The sequence below is a fragment of the Catellatospora tritici genome (genome assembly GCF_019083965.1).
Classification (GTDB): domain Bacteria; phylum Actinomycetota; class Actinomycetes; order Mycobacteriales; family Micromonosporaceae; genus Catellatospora; species Catellatospora tritici.
In genome coordinates, this window is record NZ_JAHRCY010000002.1 from 395,035 (window position 1) to 411,040 (window position 16,006).

Annotated in this window: 15 protein-coding genes; 7 read left to right on the plus strand and 8 right to left on the minus strand. The window is 71.5% G+C overall.

Going from position 1 to position 16,006, the window contains the following annotated elements; genetic code table 11:
* Positions 1–102: 102 nt before the first annotated feature.
* Positions 103–666: a dihydrofolate reductase family protein gene (locus KUA19_RS05615; RefSeq protein ID WP_217395022.1), complete on the minus strand. Its 564-nt coding sequence runs from the start codon at positions 664–666 to the stop codon at positions 103–105.
* A 163-nt stretch (positions 667–829) separates the two neighbouring features.
* Here KUA19_RS05615 and KUA19_RS05620 point away from each other — a divergent pair, with 163 nt between their 5' ends.
* A complete protein-coding gene (locus KUA19_RS05620; protein ID WP_217395023.1) occupies positions 830–1,444 on the plus strand; it encodes a hypothetical protein in 615 nt (204 codons plus the stop codon).
* 18 nt (positions 1,445–1,462) lie between these two features.
* Here KUA19_RS05620 and KUA19_RS42440 read toward each other — a convergent pair whose 3' ends face one another.
* The 5 genes from KUA19_RS42440 to KUA19_RS05645 form a co-directional block, all read right to left on the minus strand.
* Positions 1,463–1,996, minus strand: coding sequence for a hypothetical protein (locus KUA19_RS42440; RefSeq protein WP_254548675.1), 534 nt, complete (start codon positions 1,994–1,996; stop codon positions 1,463–1,465).
* A 281-nt stretch (positions 1,997–2,277) separates the two neighbouring features.
* Complete coding sequence (locus KUA19_RS05630) at positions 2,278–2,751, minus strand: hypothetical protein (RefSeq protein WP_217395024.1); 474 nt, start codon at positions 2,749–2,751, stop codon at positions 2,278–2,280.
* A gap of 151 nt (positions 2,752–2,902) precedes the next feature.
* A complete protein-coding gene (locus KUA19_RS05635; RefSeq protein WP_217395025.1) occupies positions 2,903–3,820 on the minus strand; it encodes a DUF6807 domain-containing protein in 918 nt (305 codons plus the stop codon).
* On the minus strand, positions 3,817–4,941 hold the full coding sequence (locus tag KUA19_RS05640) for a Gfo/Idh/MocA family protein (protein WP_217395026.1): 1,125 nt from the start codon (positions 4,939–4,941) through the stop codon (positions 3,817–3,819). The genes KUA19_RS05635 and KUA19_RS05640 overlap by 4 nt, the downstream gene beginning before the upstream one ends.
* A complete protein-coding gene (locus KUA19_RS05645) occupies positions 4,928–7,246 on the minus strand; it encodes a beta-xylosidase/alpha-l-arabinosidase (RefSeq protein ID WP_217395027.1) in 2,319 nt (772 codons plus the stop codon). The genes KUA19_RS05640 and KUA19_RS05645 overlap by 14 nt, the downstream gene beginning before the upstream one ends.
* A 502-nt stretch (positions 7,247–7,748) precedes the next feature.
* Between KUA19_RS05645 and KUA19_RS05650 the strand changes: the two genes are divergently transcribed.
* The 4 genes from KUA19_RS05650 (at position 7,749) to KUA19_RS05665 (ending at position 12,095) form a co-directional block, all read left to right on the plus strand.
* Entirely contained in the window at positions 7,749–8,750 is a 1,002-nt protein-coding gene (locus tag KUA19_RS05650; protein WP_217395028.1) for an ABC transporter permease, read from the plus strand.
* On the plus strand, positions 8,747–9,640 hold the full coding sequence (locus tag KUA19_RS05655; RefSeq protein ID WP_217395029.1) for a carbohydrate ABC transporter permease: 894 nt from the start codon (positions 8,747–8,749) through the stop codon (positions 9,638–9,640). Before KUA19_RS05650 ends, KUA19_RS05655 begins: the two co-directional genes overlap by 4 nt.
* Positions 9,641–9,663: 23 nt before the next feature.
* Positions 9,664–11,313, plus strand: a complete 1,650-nt coding sequence (locus tag KUA19_RS05660) for a type 2 periplasmic-binding domain-containing protein (RefSeq protein WP_217395030.1) — start codon at positions 9,664–9,666, stop codon at positions 11,311–11,313.
* 65 nt (positions 11,314–11,378) lie between these two features.
* Complete coding sequence (locus KUA19_RS05665) at positions 11,379–12,095, plus strand: cupin domain-containing protein (RefSeq protein WP_308167342.1); 717 nt, start codon at positions 11,379–11,381, stop codon at positions 12,093–12,095.
* Positions 12,096–12,123: 28 nt separating this feature from the next.
* Here KUA19_RS05665 and KUA19_RS42445 read toward each other — a convergent pair whose 3' ends face one another.
* Entirely contained in the window at positions 12,124–12,645 is a 522-nt protein-coding gene (locus KUA19_RS42445) for a GNAT family N-acetyltransferase (RefSeq protein WP_217395032.1), read from the minus strand.
* Positions 12,646–12,830: 185 nt separating this feature from the next.
* On the minus strand, positions 12,831–13,730 hold the full coding sequence (locus tag KUA19_RS05675) for a dioxygenase family protein (RefSeq protein ID WP_217395033.1): 900 nt from the start codon (positions 13,728–13,730) through the stop codon (positions 12,831–12,833).
* 129 nt (positions 13,731–13,859) lie between these two features.
* On the opposite strand from KUA19_RS05675, the gene KUA19_RS05680 reads away from it, so the two are divergent.
* Positions 13,860–14,774 (plus strand): ribonuclease Z, encoded by a 915-nt coding sequence (locus KUA19_RS05680; protein WP_217395034.1) that lies wholly within the window; start codon positions 13,860–13,862, stop codon positions 14,772–14,774.
* Positions 14,775–14,828: 54 nt separating this feature from the next.
* Entirely contained in the window at positions 14,829–16,004 is a 1,176-nt protein-coding gene (locus KUA19_RS05685) for a putative hexosyltransferase (protein WP_254548676.1), read from the plus strand.
* Positions 16,005–16,006: the final 2 nt, after the last annotated feature.

Below are 16,006 nucleotides of genomic sequence, written 5' to 3' on the forward strand. Positions count from 1 at the left end.
CAAGGCGACTGAAACGCGGCCACACCGCCAGCGTCAGCCACGGCATGAGCGGCGGCTGAGGCAAACGTGCTCCGCCGCCTCAGCCGTCTGCGTGTGGCCGGTTCAGCGGTTGCGGCGGTACACCAGCTCGACGATCCCGTTCTGGGACGGGACGCTGGACACCAGGTCGAGCGCGTACGACCTGGGGACGCCGTCGAACAGGCGGGTGCCCTCGTTCGCGATGTAGGGGAACATGCTGATCTGGAGTTCGTCGAGCAGATCGAGCTGCATCAGCGACCGCCACAGGCGGACGCCGCCCCAGACCACGATGTGGCCGTCACCGCCCTGCCTGAGCTTGTCGACCTCTTCGGTCAGGTCGCCGGAGGCGACGGTGGTGTTGGCCCAGTCGGCCGTCCGCAGGGTCCGGGAGAAGACGACCTTGCGCCCGGCGTTCAGGATCGGGGAGAAGGGGTGGTCGGTGGACCTCTGCATGCTCACCGAGATGCCCTCGTAGGCGGTGCGGCCGAAGACGTGCGCGTACGCGCTCCGGAGGAAGTCGATCTGGGCCGGGTCGTCGGGATCGCGGTTCTCGGGCAGGCCGAAGCAGAACTTCCAGAAGTCGGTGTCCGGGTCGGCGAGCAGCCCGTCGACCGAGTAGTTGAACACCGTCGCCACCAGCTTGCGCATCTCATGACTCCTTCGTCTCGGCTCGTGCGGGTGCCTTCCCCAGGGGTGCCACTGGCCATACGCGGCCAAGGATCGCAGTGGGTTACGACATCCACCTCAACAGCGTTCGATGCCCTGGCGGTGCGAGCCAAGCCGCCGACCTGCCCGCACTAGCATTCGTCGGATGCGAGCATGGTTCGCCCCGGACATCGACGTGGCAGGCGACGGCGCCCTCGGTCAGGCGGAGGCCGCCTTCGCCGATGCGCTGCGTCGCCGCACTACGTCGTGGAACGGTGACGGCGTACACAGCAACCTGACGCGGATGGAATCCGAGGAAGAGCCGTTGCTCGCCTACGTCGGCCTCTCCGGGCTCGTTGATCCGGTCCGCGGCCACGGGCATGAGATCTTCGTGGCGGGACTTCACTACGACGGCGCGGGAATCCGCTGCGACACGCTGCACAACCAGCTCTACCACCTGCCGGAGCGGCCGACCGAGTTCGCGTTCGAGGCGTTCGGCGGCCCGACCGAGCTCGGGGTCGCCGCCGCGGCATGGTTCGAGGGCATTCTGCGGCGTCCCGTCGTACGCCACGAATGGCTGTTCCTGGGCCGGATCTACGCGTACCGGTACCTGATGGCCGACAGCGGCTACGGCCTGTCCCAGATGTACAACCGGGATCTGGCCCCGAAACGCGACTCGCCTCCCCCGGCCACCCCGATGGGCTGGGTGCGCGTCGCGGAGCTGGGGGTCCCGGACCGGGTCGTACCGGTGCGGACCGACGGTCGCCGCCTGCCGACCTGAACTACCGCGCCAGTGGAGTCACGAAGTCCCGGCAGTCGCCTCGATGACTGGCACACCATCGATGAAACGCGCACCGGCGTACGTCGACAGGCCCAGTTTCACCTGCTCAAGCGACTCCAGGATGGAGTCCAGCGACAGCAGGATGATGGACGGGCGGCCGTCGATCTTGTTCTGGTACTCCGCCGCGACCCCCAGGTCGGCGCCCGGAGCCGGCACGAGCACCAATCGCGGTGCCCCGTTGCCGGCCAGGGTTCCGGTATAGGGCTCGATGATGAGCGCCTCGATCGCGGCCCACGGCACGGACCGGTTGATCCCGGCCACTTTGAGCCGAAGTCCGGCTTCGTCGATGCGCACCGGGGCGCCCCGGAACGAGCGGACCAGCGCGTACAGGGCTCCGGCCGCCATGACCAGGCCGAACCCGAGGAGCGGCAGCGATCCCACCGGGAAGACGAGGATTCTCAGCTCCGATCCGTTGAGCGAGGACCAGACGAGCACCAGGCCACCCAGGAGGAAGAAGAAGGGCCACTTCGAGCGGGGACGGTGCAGCTCCATTGACATCTCCGGCGTAGGAACGGCTGCGCGAGGTCGGCACGAGCACCACGGCAGGCAAGATCGGCCAGGAACCTAGCACCCAACCCGCCGACGGAGAACCCGCAGGTACGCATCGGTGCCGGTCGGCACGTCCGCGCGAAGCCCCATCACGATCGTTGTCAGCCCATGCAGGCGTGGTCCAGGCCAGGGCGGGTTACCCTCCGTACCCCTCAAAACGGCGCGGTCCGGGTCGCCGTACACGACCCGAACCGCATCCACCCCGAACGCCCCTGCCAGGACGTTCAGCCACCCGCTCCGCCCCCCAGCGGCGCGGGAGTCTTCCCGTACGCGTGCCAGCTGTTCCCGCCCGCCCCCACGAAGAAGAAGACCAGGTACGTCTTCCCGTCCTGCACCAGCGCGTCCACGCTCTGCCCGAGCCGCGCGTCCGCCTGCCCCGCCAGCGGCCCGAAGTCCAGCCCGACGACACTGTCCGGCCCTCCGCTGCGCGCCGAGCGCAGCTCCCACGTCCCGCCGCCGTCGACCTGCCCGGTGAACCCGTCGGGCAGGAAGTTTTTGAACGCCTCGTACGGCAGCTTGGTCGCGGTGAACTTCCCGTCCGCGGTGAAGACCAGATCGCCTCCGTCCGCGTTGCTCCAGGTGCCGACCAGGTCTGCCGGGCGCAGATCGGCGGGCTCACCGTAGTCGGCGGTGAGCTCCCCCAACGTGCACCCGCCCCCGATGACCAGTGCCGCCACCAGCGCGAGTATTCGTCGCATGGCCCAGATTCTGCCGTCGCGAACCCGGAAATCCGGCTGCCCTCACGACGCCTTCACACCTTCTCCACAGCCGAGAACAGCGCGTTAGGACGCTCTCGTTAAGAGGGGCCCCTTCTACCTCGGAAAGCGATAAGAAGGGGCCCTTCCTTACTTACTTCAGGGTGGTGTGGGCGAGGGTGGCCAGGTGGGTGGCGCCGTCCAGGCCGGGGTCGCCGTCGGCGATGGCGACCGCGTAGCGCAGGCGGAGGGTGCTGTCGGGGGCCATCGTCACCTCCTCGGAGAAGAAGGGGGCGGGGCAGACGCAGGCGAAGGGTTCGGCGCGGACGAACCATTGGACGGGGTGGTCGGCGTTGTCGGGGGCGTCGACGAAGACGAGGGTGGAGGAGCGGCCGTGGCCGTCGTGGCGGCCGGTGAAGCCGAGCCAGGGGGCGCGTACGCCCATCAGCTCGTCGCCGCCGGTTTTGCCCTCGGTGTAGACGGTGCCGCCGGTGAACGAGCGCGGCCCGCGCCAGAACAGGCCGCCGTAGCCCGCGTTGTCGCGGCCTTCGGTGGTGGGGCTGCCCATGACGATGTCGCGGCCGCTGACGTTGGTGAGCGCGGTGGTGAAGGTGAGCACCCAGGCGTGGGAGTCGGGGGCGGTGGTGACGGTGAAGCCGCGCTGTTCGCGTAGCCAGGTCTCGCCGCCCTCGGTGATCCAGGAGAGCCGGTGGTCGACGCGGGCCGCGTCGGGTTCGGCGTCGAGCCGGTCGAACTTCTGGTGCCGCATGCTGCCGTTGTTGGGCAGCTGGCGGTAGCCATGGCCACGGGTGTAGGTGACGCCGCCCCAGAAGTTCTCGGTGCCGACGTTGGGCAGCGACAGCGCGATGCCCCGGTGCCACACGTGGTCGTGTGGGCGGAACAGGCTGACCAGGTCGCCGCCGAGGGTGTGCAGCGGGTGGAAGTACGGCCGCGGCGACTCCAGCTGGGCGTCCATGGGCTGGTAGACGTAGCGCAGGAGAAGCTGGTCGCCGTACTCGACGGCCAGCGTGCCGGTGGGCTGGGTGACCAGGCGCAGAGCCGGTTCGGTCATCGGGCACCTCCGGTGGCGCGTACGGCGGGCCACGGGGCGCCGGTGCCCTGCATCCGGTCGTAGAACGGCGAACCGGGCCCGATCTCGCCCCGGGCGACGGGTCGGCCGCTGAACGCGGACTGGTACACCGCGGCGACCAGTTCCATGGTGGCGCGGGCGTCGGCGGTACCGACCGGGGGCGCCTGGCCCGCGTCGAGCGCGTCCAGCACGGCGGTGAGCTGGGCGCCGTGACCGCTGGCGCGGCCCTTGGGTCCGGCCGCCCAGGCGGCGGCGACGGCGTCGGCGTGGTCGGGGGTGGCGGTGACGGTCCAGTCGGCGTCGCCGTAGCCGTACAGGTGGGTGAGTTCGACGGTGGCGTGGGCGAAGTCGAACCGCAGGTGGCTGGTCTCACGGGTGGAAAGCAGGCTGTTGACGACACTGGCCACGGCACCGGACTCGAAGGTGACGATGGCGCAGGACAGGTCCTCGGTGTCGGTGGGCCGGGCCCGGCGGGCAGCCACGGCGACCACTTCCCGCCACGGGCCGAGCACCGACAGCAGCAGGTCCATCTGGTGGATGCCGTGGCCCATGGTCGGGCCGCCGCCCTCGACGTCCCAGCGGCCGCGCCACGGCACGTCGAAGTAGGCGTCGGGCCGGTGCCACAGGGTGTGGCAGACGGCGGTCATCGGCACCCCGAGGCTCCCGTCGGCGGCCAGTTCCCGCAGGGTGCGGGCGCCGCTGCCGAAGCGGTGCTGGAACACGGTGGCGAACCGGCCGCCACCGGTCTGCTCGGCGGCGGTGATCCGGTCGAACTCGGCCAGGCTCAGCGCGGGCGGCTTCTCGCACAGCACGGTCAGGCCCCGGCTCAGGCACATGACCGCCTGCGGGGCGTGCAGACCGGGCGGGGTGCACAGGTCGACCAGGTCGGGGCGCTCGACGTTGAGCAGCTCCGCGAGGCTGGTGTAGCCGCGCGGTTCGGGCAGGCCGAGTTCGGCCAGGTGGGCGGTGAAGTCGCGGAGCCGCTGCGGGTCGACGTCGACGACGGCGCTGACGCGGGCCCGGCCGCCGGAGTCCGCGATGCCGCGGGCGTGCACGGCGGCGATGCCGCCGGTGCCCACCACGGCGAGGTCATAGGTCTTCAAGCACAACCTCCGAGGTCATGACTCGGCCGTGGCCCACGGTCCGCTGCGGACCCTGGAAGCGGACTGCCACGGTATGGCGGAAGTCTGCACTGGACGCGCCGAACCGCAACTCGGTGTCCCCCGGTTCGACGATGCGCTGCCCGGACCGGCCGGTGAACGCGGACAGGTCGGCGTGCACAGTGAACGCGACCCGGCGCGCCTGGCCTGGCTCCAGCGGCACGCGGGCGTACCCGACGAGGCGGACCACGGGCCGGGTCACCTGCGCGACCGGGTCGTGCAGGTAGAGCTGCACGATCTCGGTGCCCGCCCGGTCTCCGGTGTTGCGGACCCGGATCGCGACCTCGACCGCGCCGTCGGTGCCGCAGTCCAGCGGGCCCTCGGTGTCGGGTTCCCAGGCGAACGAGGTGTACGACAGCCCGTGCCCGAACGGGTACAGCGGTGTCGGGTCGACCGTGCTCACGTCGCTGCGGTGCGCCAGCTTCGGGGCGAGGTACGTGGTGGGCTGCCCGCCGGGGTGGCGCGGGACGCTGACCGGCAGCCGCCCGGACGGCTCGACCCGCCCGGTGAGCATGCCCGCGAGCGCGGGCCCGCCCTCCTCGCCGGGGAAGAACGCCTGCACCACGGCGGCGAGGCGGTCGGCGTACGCGCCGAGGGCGTAGGGCCGCCCTGACAGCAGCACCAGCACCACCGGCACGCCCGTGTCCAGCACGGCTTCCAGCAGCCGCTCCTGCACGCCGGGCAGCCGCAGTTCGGTCACGTCGCAGCCCTCGCCGGAGGTGCCGTTGCCGAACAGTCCGGCCTGGTCGCCGAGCACCAGCAGGCACGCCTCGGCCCGCGCGGCGGCCTGCGCGGCCGCGCCGATCCCGGCGGTGTCGTCGCCGCGCACGTCGCAGCCGGGGGCGTACGCGATCGCGGTGTCGGGCAGTTCGGCCCGCAGGCTGGCGAGCAGGGTCGGCACCTCGACGCCGAGCGGCAGGCCGGGGTGGTGCAGGCCGACATGGCGCGGGAACGTGTAGCAGCCGAGCATCCCGTCGGGGTGGTCGGCCAGCGGCCCGACCAGGGCGAGGGTGCCGGGGGCCCGCAGCGGCAGGGTGCCGTCGTTGGCCAGCAGCACCACGGATTCCTCGGCCAGCCGCCGAGCCAGGTCGCGGGCGGGGGCCGGGTCGAGCTCGACGGTCTCGGGAACGGTCGGGGTCCAGTCCGGGTCGAGCAGGCCGAGCTCGCACTTCTGCCGCAGCACCCGGCGCAGCGCCCGGTCGACCAGCTCCTCGGCGACCTGGCCGGACTCGATCGCCTCCAGCAGCGGGCGGCCGTAGCAGCGGACCATGGGCAGCTCGACGTCGACCCCGGCGGCCAGGGCCAGCCCGGCGGCGGCGCCGTGGTCGGCGGCGACGTGGTGCAGCGTCTGCAGGAAGGTGACGCCGAAGTAGTCGGCGACCACGGTGCCGGTGAAGCCCCAGGCGTCGCGCAGCAGGGTGGTGAGCAGCCACGGGTCGGACGCGGCGGGGATGCCGTCGATCTCGGCGTACGAGTGCATCACCGAGCGGGCACCGCCGTCGCGTACGGCCAGTTCGAACGGCGGCAGCAGCACGTCGGCCAGTTCGCGCGGCCCGAGCCCGACCGGCCCGAAGTTGCGCCCGGCCTTGGACGCCGAGTAGCCCGCGAAGTGCTTGAGCGTGGCCACGATCCCGGCCGACTGCAGTCCGCGCACGTAGCCGGTGCCGACCGTGGCGACCAGGTACGGATCCTCGCCGATGGTCTCCTCGGTGCGCCCCCAGCGGGCATCGCGGCTCACGTCGAGCACCGGGGCCAGCCCCTGGTGCACGCCGAGCGCCCGCATGCTCGCCCCGATCGCGGCGCCGACCTGCTCGACCAGTGCGGCGTCGAAGCTGGCGCCCCAGGCCAGCGGGGTCGGGTAGATGGTCGCGCCGTAGGCGGTGAAGCCGGTCAGGCACTCCTCGTGCACCAGCGCCGGAATGCCGAACCGGCCCGCCGCGACGATCGCCTCCTGAAGTTCGGCGAGCTGGCGGGCACCGTCGGCGCCAGAGACGGGCGCGGTGCCGTACGGCCGGGTGAGCTGGCCGAGGCCGTCCTTGATCAGGCGCCGCCAGTCGAAGCCGTCGTCGACCATGTCCGACTGGAACGGTGCCACGTCCTGGCCGGTGGCGCCGCCGGCGGGCCACACCGCGTAGAGCTGGCCGAGCTTCTCGGCCAGGGTCATCCGGCGCATCAGGTCGGCGACTCGCTCGGCAGCGGGCAGCGCGACGTCGCGCCACGGTTCGAGCTGGGTGGGCTGGCTGGACATCCGGCGGGTCCTCCGAGGCACGATGAGGCTGCTTTCCGGGAAAGTTCCGGTATGGAGATCTCGCCCGGGGGCAGGGGCATCCGCACCCTAGCACCGCACTCGGCGGTGTCCATAGGCCCTGCACAGACTTTCGCGCCCCACAGGTCCAAATGCGCCGATCAGCGGACGCCGAAAGTTCCGAAAATCAAAGGGACACCTGCTGGTGGCTGGCGGCGGGGTTGACCGCCGCGCAGTGGACGGCTCTGCCGCCACCATCGCACTGCGGCGCTAGTCACGGTCCGTGGTCGAGACCGGGTCCCGAAAGCACGAGCCGGGAGCTTGCGGCGGTTACGGCGGCGCGGGCGCCGCTCCGGTGCGTGACCGAAAGTTTTCAATAGCCCCAATTCGGCCATAGGGGGTTGACTATCCCGTTCGGTCGTCCCTACCGTTCCGGGGCAGTTACGGAACTGTTCCGGAATTCTTTCGACTGTACGGCTTTGCCCATCGAGAGGACCGCGAGGCGATGACCGTGCCGACGCAGACTCGGGCGCAGACTCCCGTGGGGCGGACCAGCCCGCCGCCCCACGGGTCGCCCGATCGGCCACCGAGACGCCGTACGCCGTGGTGGCGGCGGCTGGCCGCCGACAGGGTGCTGGTGCTGGCGGTGTTGCCGGGTGTGTCAGCGCTCCTGGTCTTCCACTACCTGCCCTGGCTGGGCAACGTCATCGCGTTCAAGGACTACCAGCCCTACCTGGGCATCCTGGACAGCCCCTGGGTGGGCCTGGCCAACTTCCGGGTGATCGTCGACGGCGACCCGCAGTTCCTCAACGCGCTGACCAACACCCTGATCGTCACGGCGTTGCAGGTGCTGATCGTGTTCCCCGCGCCGATCGCGCTGGCGCTGCTGCTGGACAGCCTGATCTCCGAGCGGCTCAAGCGGCTCGCCCAGAGCATTCTCTACCTGCCGCACTTCCTGTCCTGGGTGATCGTCGTGGCGATCTTCCAGCAGATGTTCGGCAACGCGGGCCTGCTCAACAGTGCGCTGCGCGAGCACGGCATGGCCACGATCGACATCATCAGCAACCCCGACCTGTTCAAGGTGCTGGTCACCAGTCAGGTGCTGTGGAAGGACGCGGGCTGGGCCACCATCCTGTTCCTGGCCGCGCTGGCCCGCATCGACCTGGAGCTGTACGAGGCCGCCGCCGTCGACGGCGCCGGACGCTGGCGCCAGCTGTGGCACGTCACCCTGCCCGGCCTGCGCAGCCTCATCGTGCTGCTGCTGATCCTGCGCCTGGGCGACACGCTCAGCGTCGGCTTCGAACAGATCATCCTGCAGGAACCCTCGGTCGGCCGACATGCCAGCGAGGTGCTGGACACGTATGTCTTCAACCACGCGGTGCTGGCCGCCGACTGGGGCCAGGGTGCCGCGGTCGGGCTGGTCAAAGGGCTGCTCGGGGTGCTGCTGGTGCTGGGCGCCAACAAGCTGGCCCACCGCTTCGGGGAACGGGGGATCTACCAGCGATGAGCAGACGTTCGCTGATCGCCGCGCTCGGGCCGCCCTCGCCGCTCGCGCGGGCCGCGAAAGGGCTGGTGCTGACGCTGTGCTGCGCCGCGGTGGTGGTGCCGTTCATCGGCATCGTGGCCACCAGCCTGTCCCCGCGCGCGGAGGTCACCCGGGCGGGCGGGTTCGTGCTGATCCCGAAGCGGATCAGCTTCGCGGCGTACGAGGCGATCCTGAGCGGGGGCGTGGTCACCCGGGCCACGCTGATCAGCCTGTTCGTGACCGCCGCGGGCACGCTGCTGAGCCTGTTCGCGACCACGCTGCTGGCGTACGGCCTGAGCCGTCCCGGCTCGTTCGCGCACCGCCCGCTGCTGATGGTGGTGCTGTTCGCGGTGCTGTTCGGCCCCGGCCTGATCCCGAGCTATCTCGTGGTCAAGAGCCTGGGCCTGCTCGACACGTACTGGGCGCTGCTGCTGCCCCCGATGATCAATGCTTTCAACGTGATCATCCTGCGGTCGTTCTTCCTGGAGCTGCCGCAGGAGGTCATCGAGAGCGCGCGCATCGACGGCGCCGGCGACCTGGCCATCCTGACCCGGATCGTGCTGCCGCTGAGCAAGGCCGCCCTGGCGGTGATCGGGCTGTTCTACGGCGTCGGCTACTGGAACGCCTTCTTCTCCGCGCTGCTCTACCTCAACGACTCCGGCATGTGGCCGCTGCAACTGGTGCTGCGCACGTACGTGGTCAACCAGACGCAGCTCGGCGTCGACCAGCTCGGCGGCGGCGCCGGACTGCCCCCGCAGGAGGCGGTCCAGATGGCGATCCTCGTGCTCTCGATCGTGCCGGTCCTGCTGGTCTACCCGTTCGTCCAGCGGCATTTCAGCAAGGGCGTGCTCATCGGCGCGGTCAAGGGATGACCGCCGAATCCTGGGGAGTCACCATGCTCGAACAACGTCCCGTGCCACGCCGGACAGTGCTGTCCGGCGTGCTCACCACCACCGCCGCCGCGATCGCCGGGCCAACGCTGCTGGCCGGGTGCACCGACGGCGGCACCACCCCGAACACCGCCACCAACAACGCCGACGTCAAGCTGCCCACGTACACGCCGTACGCGGGGGCCAAGCCGGACTTCCCCGGCAACGCCGACGGGCTGCTCGACGCGTTCAGCGGCTACCCGAACCCGGCACCGCAGGTGTTCACCGCCCCGCCCGGCAAGGGCGGCCAGGTGTCGGCGTTCGTGCTCACCGGCTCGCCGGTGCCGCCCGCGGTCGACCAGAACCCGTTCTGGCAGGAGCTGAACAAGCGGCTCAACGTCGACCTCAAACTCACCATCACGCCCAGCGGCGACATGCCCGTCAAGTTCGCGGCGCTGGTCGCCGGGGACGACCTGCCCGACTTCATCGTCCCGGCCCTGTTCACCCCGTCCGGCCTCGGCGCGGGCATCGCGAACCTGCCCGCGTGGCTGTCGGCCAAGTGCCAGGACCTGAGCCCGTACCTGTCCGGGGACGCGGCCAAGGAGTACCCGTTCCTGGCCAACATCCCCAGCGCCGCCTGGAAGCAGTGCGTCTACAACGGCGGCATCTACGGGCTGCCGGTGCCGCGCGGGGTCGGCGGGACCCTGATGTTCCGCCGCGACGACCTGTTCGCGCAGCTCAAGGCCAACCCCGATCCGGCGTCGTACGCCGAGTTCCGCGACGTGTGCAAGGCGGTGACCGACCCGAAGGCCAGCCGCTGGGCGGCCACGACCGGCGCGCTCATGTACTTCGTGCAGCAGATGGTCGGTGTGCCCAACCGGTGGCGCCTGGACGGCGGCAAGCTCACCCACGCCGCCGAGACCGAGCAGTTCCGCAAGGCCCTGTCCGACGTGGTGCAGCTGGTCAAGGACGGGTATGCCCACCCCGACAGCAACATCGCCAACGCCCCGGTCAAGAAGTGGTTCAACGCGGGCAACACCGTGCTCAACCCCGACCGGTACACCGCCTGGCCGCAGTACTACGCCGAGAACGTGGCCGGGCCGACCTTCGACATCGGCGGCATGCGCCCGCCCAGGTACGACGGCGGCGGCTTCGCAAGCACCTGGCAGTCCGAGCCGACCAACAACTTCACCGCGCTGAAGAAGGCCGACGCCGGGAAGATCAAGGACCTGCTCGCGATCGCGAACTGGCTGGCCGCGCCGTTCGGCACGCAGGAGTGGCTGTTCCGGCGCTTCGGCGTCGAGGGCACGCACTACACGATGAGCAACGGCGGCCCGGCGCAGACGCAGGCCGGGGTCACCCAGACCGTGCTCGGCATCCGGTACATCGTGGACGCACCCGACGCGATCTTCATCCCGGGCAACGCCGCGGCCACGCGGAAGTCCTACGAGTACCAGAAGTCGATCATCCCGAGCTCGGTGAAGGACCCGACCGTCGGCTACTTCTCCGACGCCTGGTCGCGCAAGCGCGGGGCGCTCGACACCATCCTCAACACGTATCAGACTGACATCCTGTCCGGACGCAAGCCGCTGTCGGCCTGGGACGACGCCGTCAAGGAATGGCGCCAGTCCGGTGGCGACGAGGTCCGCGGGCAGTTCCAGGACCAGCTGGCATGATCCGCACCGGGTGCGGGCCGTGCTCCCTACCGGCCCGCACCCGGCCCGTCCGAAAGGCCATTCCCGTGTACGGCTTCCCCGGCGCCACCGCCGTCTCGGCGCTGCGCGTGTACGACTGGCCCACCGCCGACGGAAAACGCGGCGGCTCCCCACACCTGCACACCGCCTCGTCCGAGGGCTACGTCGTCACCTCCGGCACCGGCACCCTGGAGACCCTCAGTCGCGACGGGTACACCGAGCACCCGCTGGCACCCGGCACCGTGCTGTGGTTCACCCCCGGCACCGTGCACCGGCTGGTCACCGACGGCGACCTGGAACTGCTGGTGGTGATGCAGAACGCGGGCCTGCCCGAGGCGGGCGACGCGGTGCTCACCTTCCCGCCCGAGGTGCTGGCCGACCCGGCCGCCTACGCGCGGGCGGCGGCGCTGGCCGTACCCACGGAGATCGAGGCCGGACCGCAGACCGACCTCGCGCTCGCCGACGCCGCCCGGCGCCGCCGCGACCTCGCGTTGGAGGGCTACCTGCGGCTGCGCGAGGGCGGGTCGGACGCGCTGGCCGAGCTGCACCGGGCCGCCGCCGCGCTGGTGCGCGACCGGGCCGAGAACTGGGCGGCACTGTGGCGCGAGCGCGCCCTGGCGCAGGCCGAACGCACCGGTGCCCAACTGCGCGAACTGGCCGAAGGGCGCCCCGGACTGATGTCCGACGCCGAGGTCGCCCACGCGAACCCGAACCCGCCCGGCCGCCACGGCATGTGCGGCCACCTGCAGACCTGGGCGTTCTGAGGCAGCCAAGGCAGGCGGGCGCGGTGCGTCAGCCGATGGGGCGCGCGTAGCGGATCTGGGCGACCAGTGCCTGCTGCAGCGGGGCCCGCCGGGTCACGCCGTCGGGCGCCCAGCCGCCCCGCTCGTAGAAGCGGCGGGCACGGTCGTTGTCCTCGACCACCCACAGCAGCGCCGAGGTGTCACCCCGGTCGGCGAACGCGTCCAGGCAGGTCCGCATCAGCAGCCTGCCCACGCCGGTGCCGATCTCGCCGGGGCGGACGTGGATCGCGTTGAGCATCCCCGTACGCGGCGCGGCGCGCTCGTCGGCCGGGGCGGGTCCGAGGTAGCCGAAGCCGAGCGCCTGCTCGTCGCGTTCGGCCAGGTAGAGGCGGTGTGTCTCGGCCTGGGTGGTCAGCAGCAGCGACCACTTCGCCGTCTGCTGCGCATCGGTGATGGTGGCCAGCTCGGCCTCGCTCAGCACGCCCCGGTACGTCGCCCGGCGGCTCGCCGCGTGCAGCCGCCCCACCAGCCCCGCGTCGCCCGGTCCCCCGGCCCGCACCACCACCGTCACCCCGCCGACCCTACCCACACCGCCATTCCCTCGCCGTCCCGCTGCCCACGCTCCGCCGCGTGGGCGGCGGAGCGTGCAGTTTCGGGGAAAGTGCTGGAATCATGACCCGGATTCGTGCAGTTTCCCCGAAACTGCAGCCTCGACCCGGCCCGCGAGCGCGCGGGCGGCGCGGGACGTAGGGGCGTTTACTTGCCGTCGTGGTCGGAGTCGGCGGCGAGGACGATCACGCCCAGGTAGCCGTCGCCGTCTTCGGTGATCTTCAGGAGCATCGAGTCCCGGTAGATGGAGTCGCCGTCGTTGAAGGTGTCCCGACCGGTCTTGGCCGAGTACGGCGCGGCGGCGAACACCTTCGTGTTCAGGGCCTCGTCGAACATCAGCTGGGTGGTGAGCACGCGGGAGTTGTCGACGTGCACCATCACGTGCACGTGCACGGTGCGGCCGCGATACCAGCCGGGCCAGATGGTGGTGAACTGGACGATGCCATCGCTGTTGGTGACCTGGGCGCCGCGCAGGTAGCGCTTGTCGTCCTGCGGCTGGAGGTCGGCCGCGTCGCCCTCGCCGCCGTTCTGGCCACCGGGCTGACCCGCCCCGGGCTGCGGCGCCCCGCTGGGCGGGGTGCCGCCGGGCTGGCCGCTGGGCGGGGTGCCGCCCGGCTGGCCGCTGCCGCCGGAGGACATCGCCTCGGCGCCGGAGTAGAGCCCGGCCGCGTCGCAGTGCCAGATCTCCACCACGGCGTTGCCCAGCGGCTTGCACTCCTCGCTGTCCTGCACCTTGATCGCCAGCCGCAGCCGGGTGCCCGGCCGGTCCTCACGGATGTCGCTACGGATTTTGTCGGCGTCGAAGTAGTACGGCCCCTGGGTGGTCGTCGCGGTCAGCGCGCAGGTGTTGGCGCCGGTGAACAGCCCGGTCAGGTCGGCCGTGGTGACCGCCTCGGGTGCCACCGTCTCCCCCGTGGAGGTCGTGGCCGAGCCGCCGTCGCCGCAGGCGGCGAGCAGGCTGCCCAGCCCGAGCGAGCTGATCCCCGCGAAGATCGCGCGGCGGCTCACCCGCTGGCCCTCATGGTCGTGGTGCATCGCAGTCCCCATCCCTTCGTCGGTACGGGCCGACGCTAGGCACCGCGGGTCGGGGAACCGTCGACGCGGACTGCACGGACCCTGCACGACGGCTGGGAAATCCCTCCGAGCCGATTCCGGCGGCGGTCGTAGGCTACGGCGGTGACCCGAGAGTTGATCGTGCTCGGTACCTCCAGCCAGGTGCCCACCCGCCACCGTGCGCACAACGGCTACCTGCTGCGCTGGGACGACGAGGGCATCCTGTTCGACCCGGGCGAGGGCGCCCAGCGCCAGCTGCTGCTGGCCGGGGCGGCGGCGAGCGACATCACCCGCATCTGCGTCACCCACTTCCACGGTGACCACTGCCTGGGCCTGCCCGGCATCGTGCAGCGGCTGTCACTGGATCGGGTGCCGCACGAGGTGCCGGTGCACTTCCCCGCCTCGGGCACGCTGTTCTGGCGGCGGCTGCGGCACGCGAGCTGGTTCCACGACCAGGCGAAACTGGTGGAGCAGCCGGTCATCGGCGACGGCGGCGTGGTCGCCACCGGCCGCTTCGGCACCCTGTCGGCGCGGCGCCTGAACCACTCCGTCGAGTCGTACGGCTACCGGCTGGTCGAGCCGGACGGGCGCCGGATGCTGCCCGAGCGGCTGGCGGCGCTGGGCGTACGCGGGCCGGACGTGGGCGTGCTGCTGCGCGAGGGCGCGGTCGAGGTCGACGGTCGCCGGGTCACCCTGGACCAGGCCAGCGAGCCGAAGCCGGGGCAGGTGATGGCGTTCGTGATGGACACCGGCCGGTGCCAGGCCGCGCTCGACCTGGCCGCCGGGGCCGACCTGCTGGTGATCGAGTCGACGTTCCTGGAGTCGGAGGCGGAGCTGGCCGCCGAGGCGGGGCACCTCACCGCCGCCCAGGCGGCCCGGATCGCGGCCGAGGCGGGCGTACGCACGCTGGTGCTGACCCACTTCTCGCAGCGGCACCCGGACGCCGACGTGTTCGGGCAGGAGGCGGCCGAGCACTTCGACGGCGAGATCGTGGTGGCGCGGGAATTGAGCAGGATCACCCTGCCCGCGCGCCGCTGAGCATCCGGCCTAAGATTCGCACCGGCCAGCCGCACCGTCGATCGGAGCCGACCTGTGTCTTCCCTCAGCCAGCCGGGCGCCGCGCCCGCCGGTGCCGTCCCCGCCGCGGGCGGCGCGCCGCTGTCTCGGCTGAAGCAGTCGTTCCTGGCGGCGTGGCCCGCGCTGGTGGCGTACGTGGTGGCCCGCGCGGTCGGCGTGGGCGTCTTCCTGACCGTCGCGCGGTTGTCGGGGCGCGACGGCTGGCAGATCCTCGGGCACCGTACCGACGCCGGGTTCTACCTGCGGATCATCACCGAGGGCTACGCCGGGGCCGAGCCGCTGGCCAAGAACGACATGGCCTTCTTCCCGCTGTACCCGATGCTGGTGCGCGGGGTGCACGCGGTGCTGCCGCTACCGGTCGACACGGTGGCCGTCCTGGTGAGCTGGCTGGCGGCGCTGGCGGCGGCCTGGGGCGTGTTCGCGGTCGGCGCCCACCTGCACGACCGCCGCACCGGCGTGCTGCTGGCGCTGGTGTGGGGGCTGCTGCCGCACGCGATCGTCGAGTCGATGGCGTACACCGAGGCGATCTTCACCGCGTTCGTGGCCTGGGCCCTGTACGCGGTGCTGCGCGAGCGCTGGGTGGCCGCGGGTGTGCTGACACTGCTGGCCGGACTCACCCGACCGACCGCGCTGGCGCTGATCCCGGTGGTGGGCCTGGCCGCGCTGCTCGCGGTGATCCGGACCAGGGGCCGGTCGTGGCGGCCGTGGGTCGCCCTGGCGCTGGCGCCGCTGGGCTGGCTCGGGTACGTGCTGTGGGTCGCCCAGCGCACGGGGCGCCTGGACGGCTGGTTCCGCATCCAGGACGAAGGCTGGGGCTCGCGCTGGGACGGCGGCGTCTACACCGCCAAGACCGTGGCCAAGCTCCTCAAGGAGAACAGCTCGCTGGACACGTACCTGGTGTCGCTGGTGCTGGTGGTGGCCGTCGCGCTGTTCGCGATCTCGATCATCGACCGGCAGCCGTGGCAGCTGCTGCTGTTCAGCGGGCTGATCCTGCTGATCACGCTGGGCGGCGCGGGCTACTTCAACGCCAAGGCCCGGTTCCTGCTGCCCGCGTTCGCGCTGCTGCTGCCGGTGGCCACGGCGCTGGCCCGGACCAGGCCCGCCAGGATGGCGGTGGTGGTGCTGACCCTGGCGGCCGCGTCCACCTACTGCGGCGTCTACCTGCTGCTGATCTGGAAATACTCGCCGTAGCG

Excerpts from the sequence above, each read along its gene's own strand:
- KUA19_RS05615 (WP_217395022.1), bottom strand. The coding sequence starts at position 666 with ATGCGCAAGCTGGTGGCGACGGTGTTCAACTACTCGGTCGACGGGCTG.
- KUA19_RS05620 (WP_217395023.1), top strand. The coding sequence starts at position 830 with ATGCGAGCATGGTTCGCCCCGGACATCGACGTGGCAGGCGACGGCGCC.
- KUA19_RS42440 (WP_254548675.1), bottom strand. The coding sequence starts at position 1,996 with ATGGAGCTGCACCGTCCCCGCTCGAAGTGGCCCTTCTTCTTCCTCCTG.
- KUA19_RS05630 (WP_217395024.1), bottom strand. The coding sequence starts at position 2,751 with ATGCGACGAATACTCGCGCTGGTGGCGGCACTGGTCATCGGGGGCGGG.
- KUA19_RS05635 (WP_217395025.1), bottom strand. The coding sequence starts at position 3,820 with ATGACCGAACCGGCTCTGCGCCTGGTCACCCAGCCCACCGGCACGCTG.
- KUA19_RS05645 (WP_217395027.1), bottom strand. The coding sequence starts at position 7,246 with ATGTCCAGCCAGCCCACCCAGCTCGAACCGTGGCGCGACGTCGCGCTG.
- KUA19_RS05650 (WP_217395028.1), top strand. The coding sequence starts at position 7,749 with ATGACCGTGCCGACGCAGACTCGGGCGCAGACTCCCGTGGGGCGGACC.
- KUA19_RS05655 (WP_217395029.1), top strand. The coding sequence starts at position 8,747 with ATGAGCAGACGTTCGCTGATCGCCGCGCTCGGGCCGCCCTCGCCGCTC.
- KUA19_RS05660 (WP_217395030.1), top strand. The coding sequence starts at position 9,664 with ATGCTCGAACAACGTCCCGTGCCACGCCGGACAGTGCTGTCCGGCGTG.
- KUA19_RS05675 (WP_217395033.1), bottom strand. The coding sequence starts at position 13,730 with ATGGGGACTGCGATGCACCACGACCATGAGGGCCAGCGGGTGAGCCGC.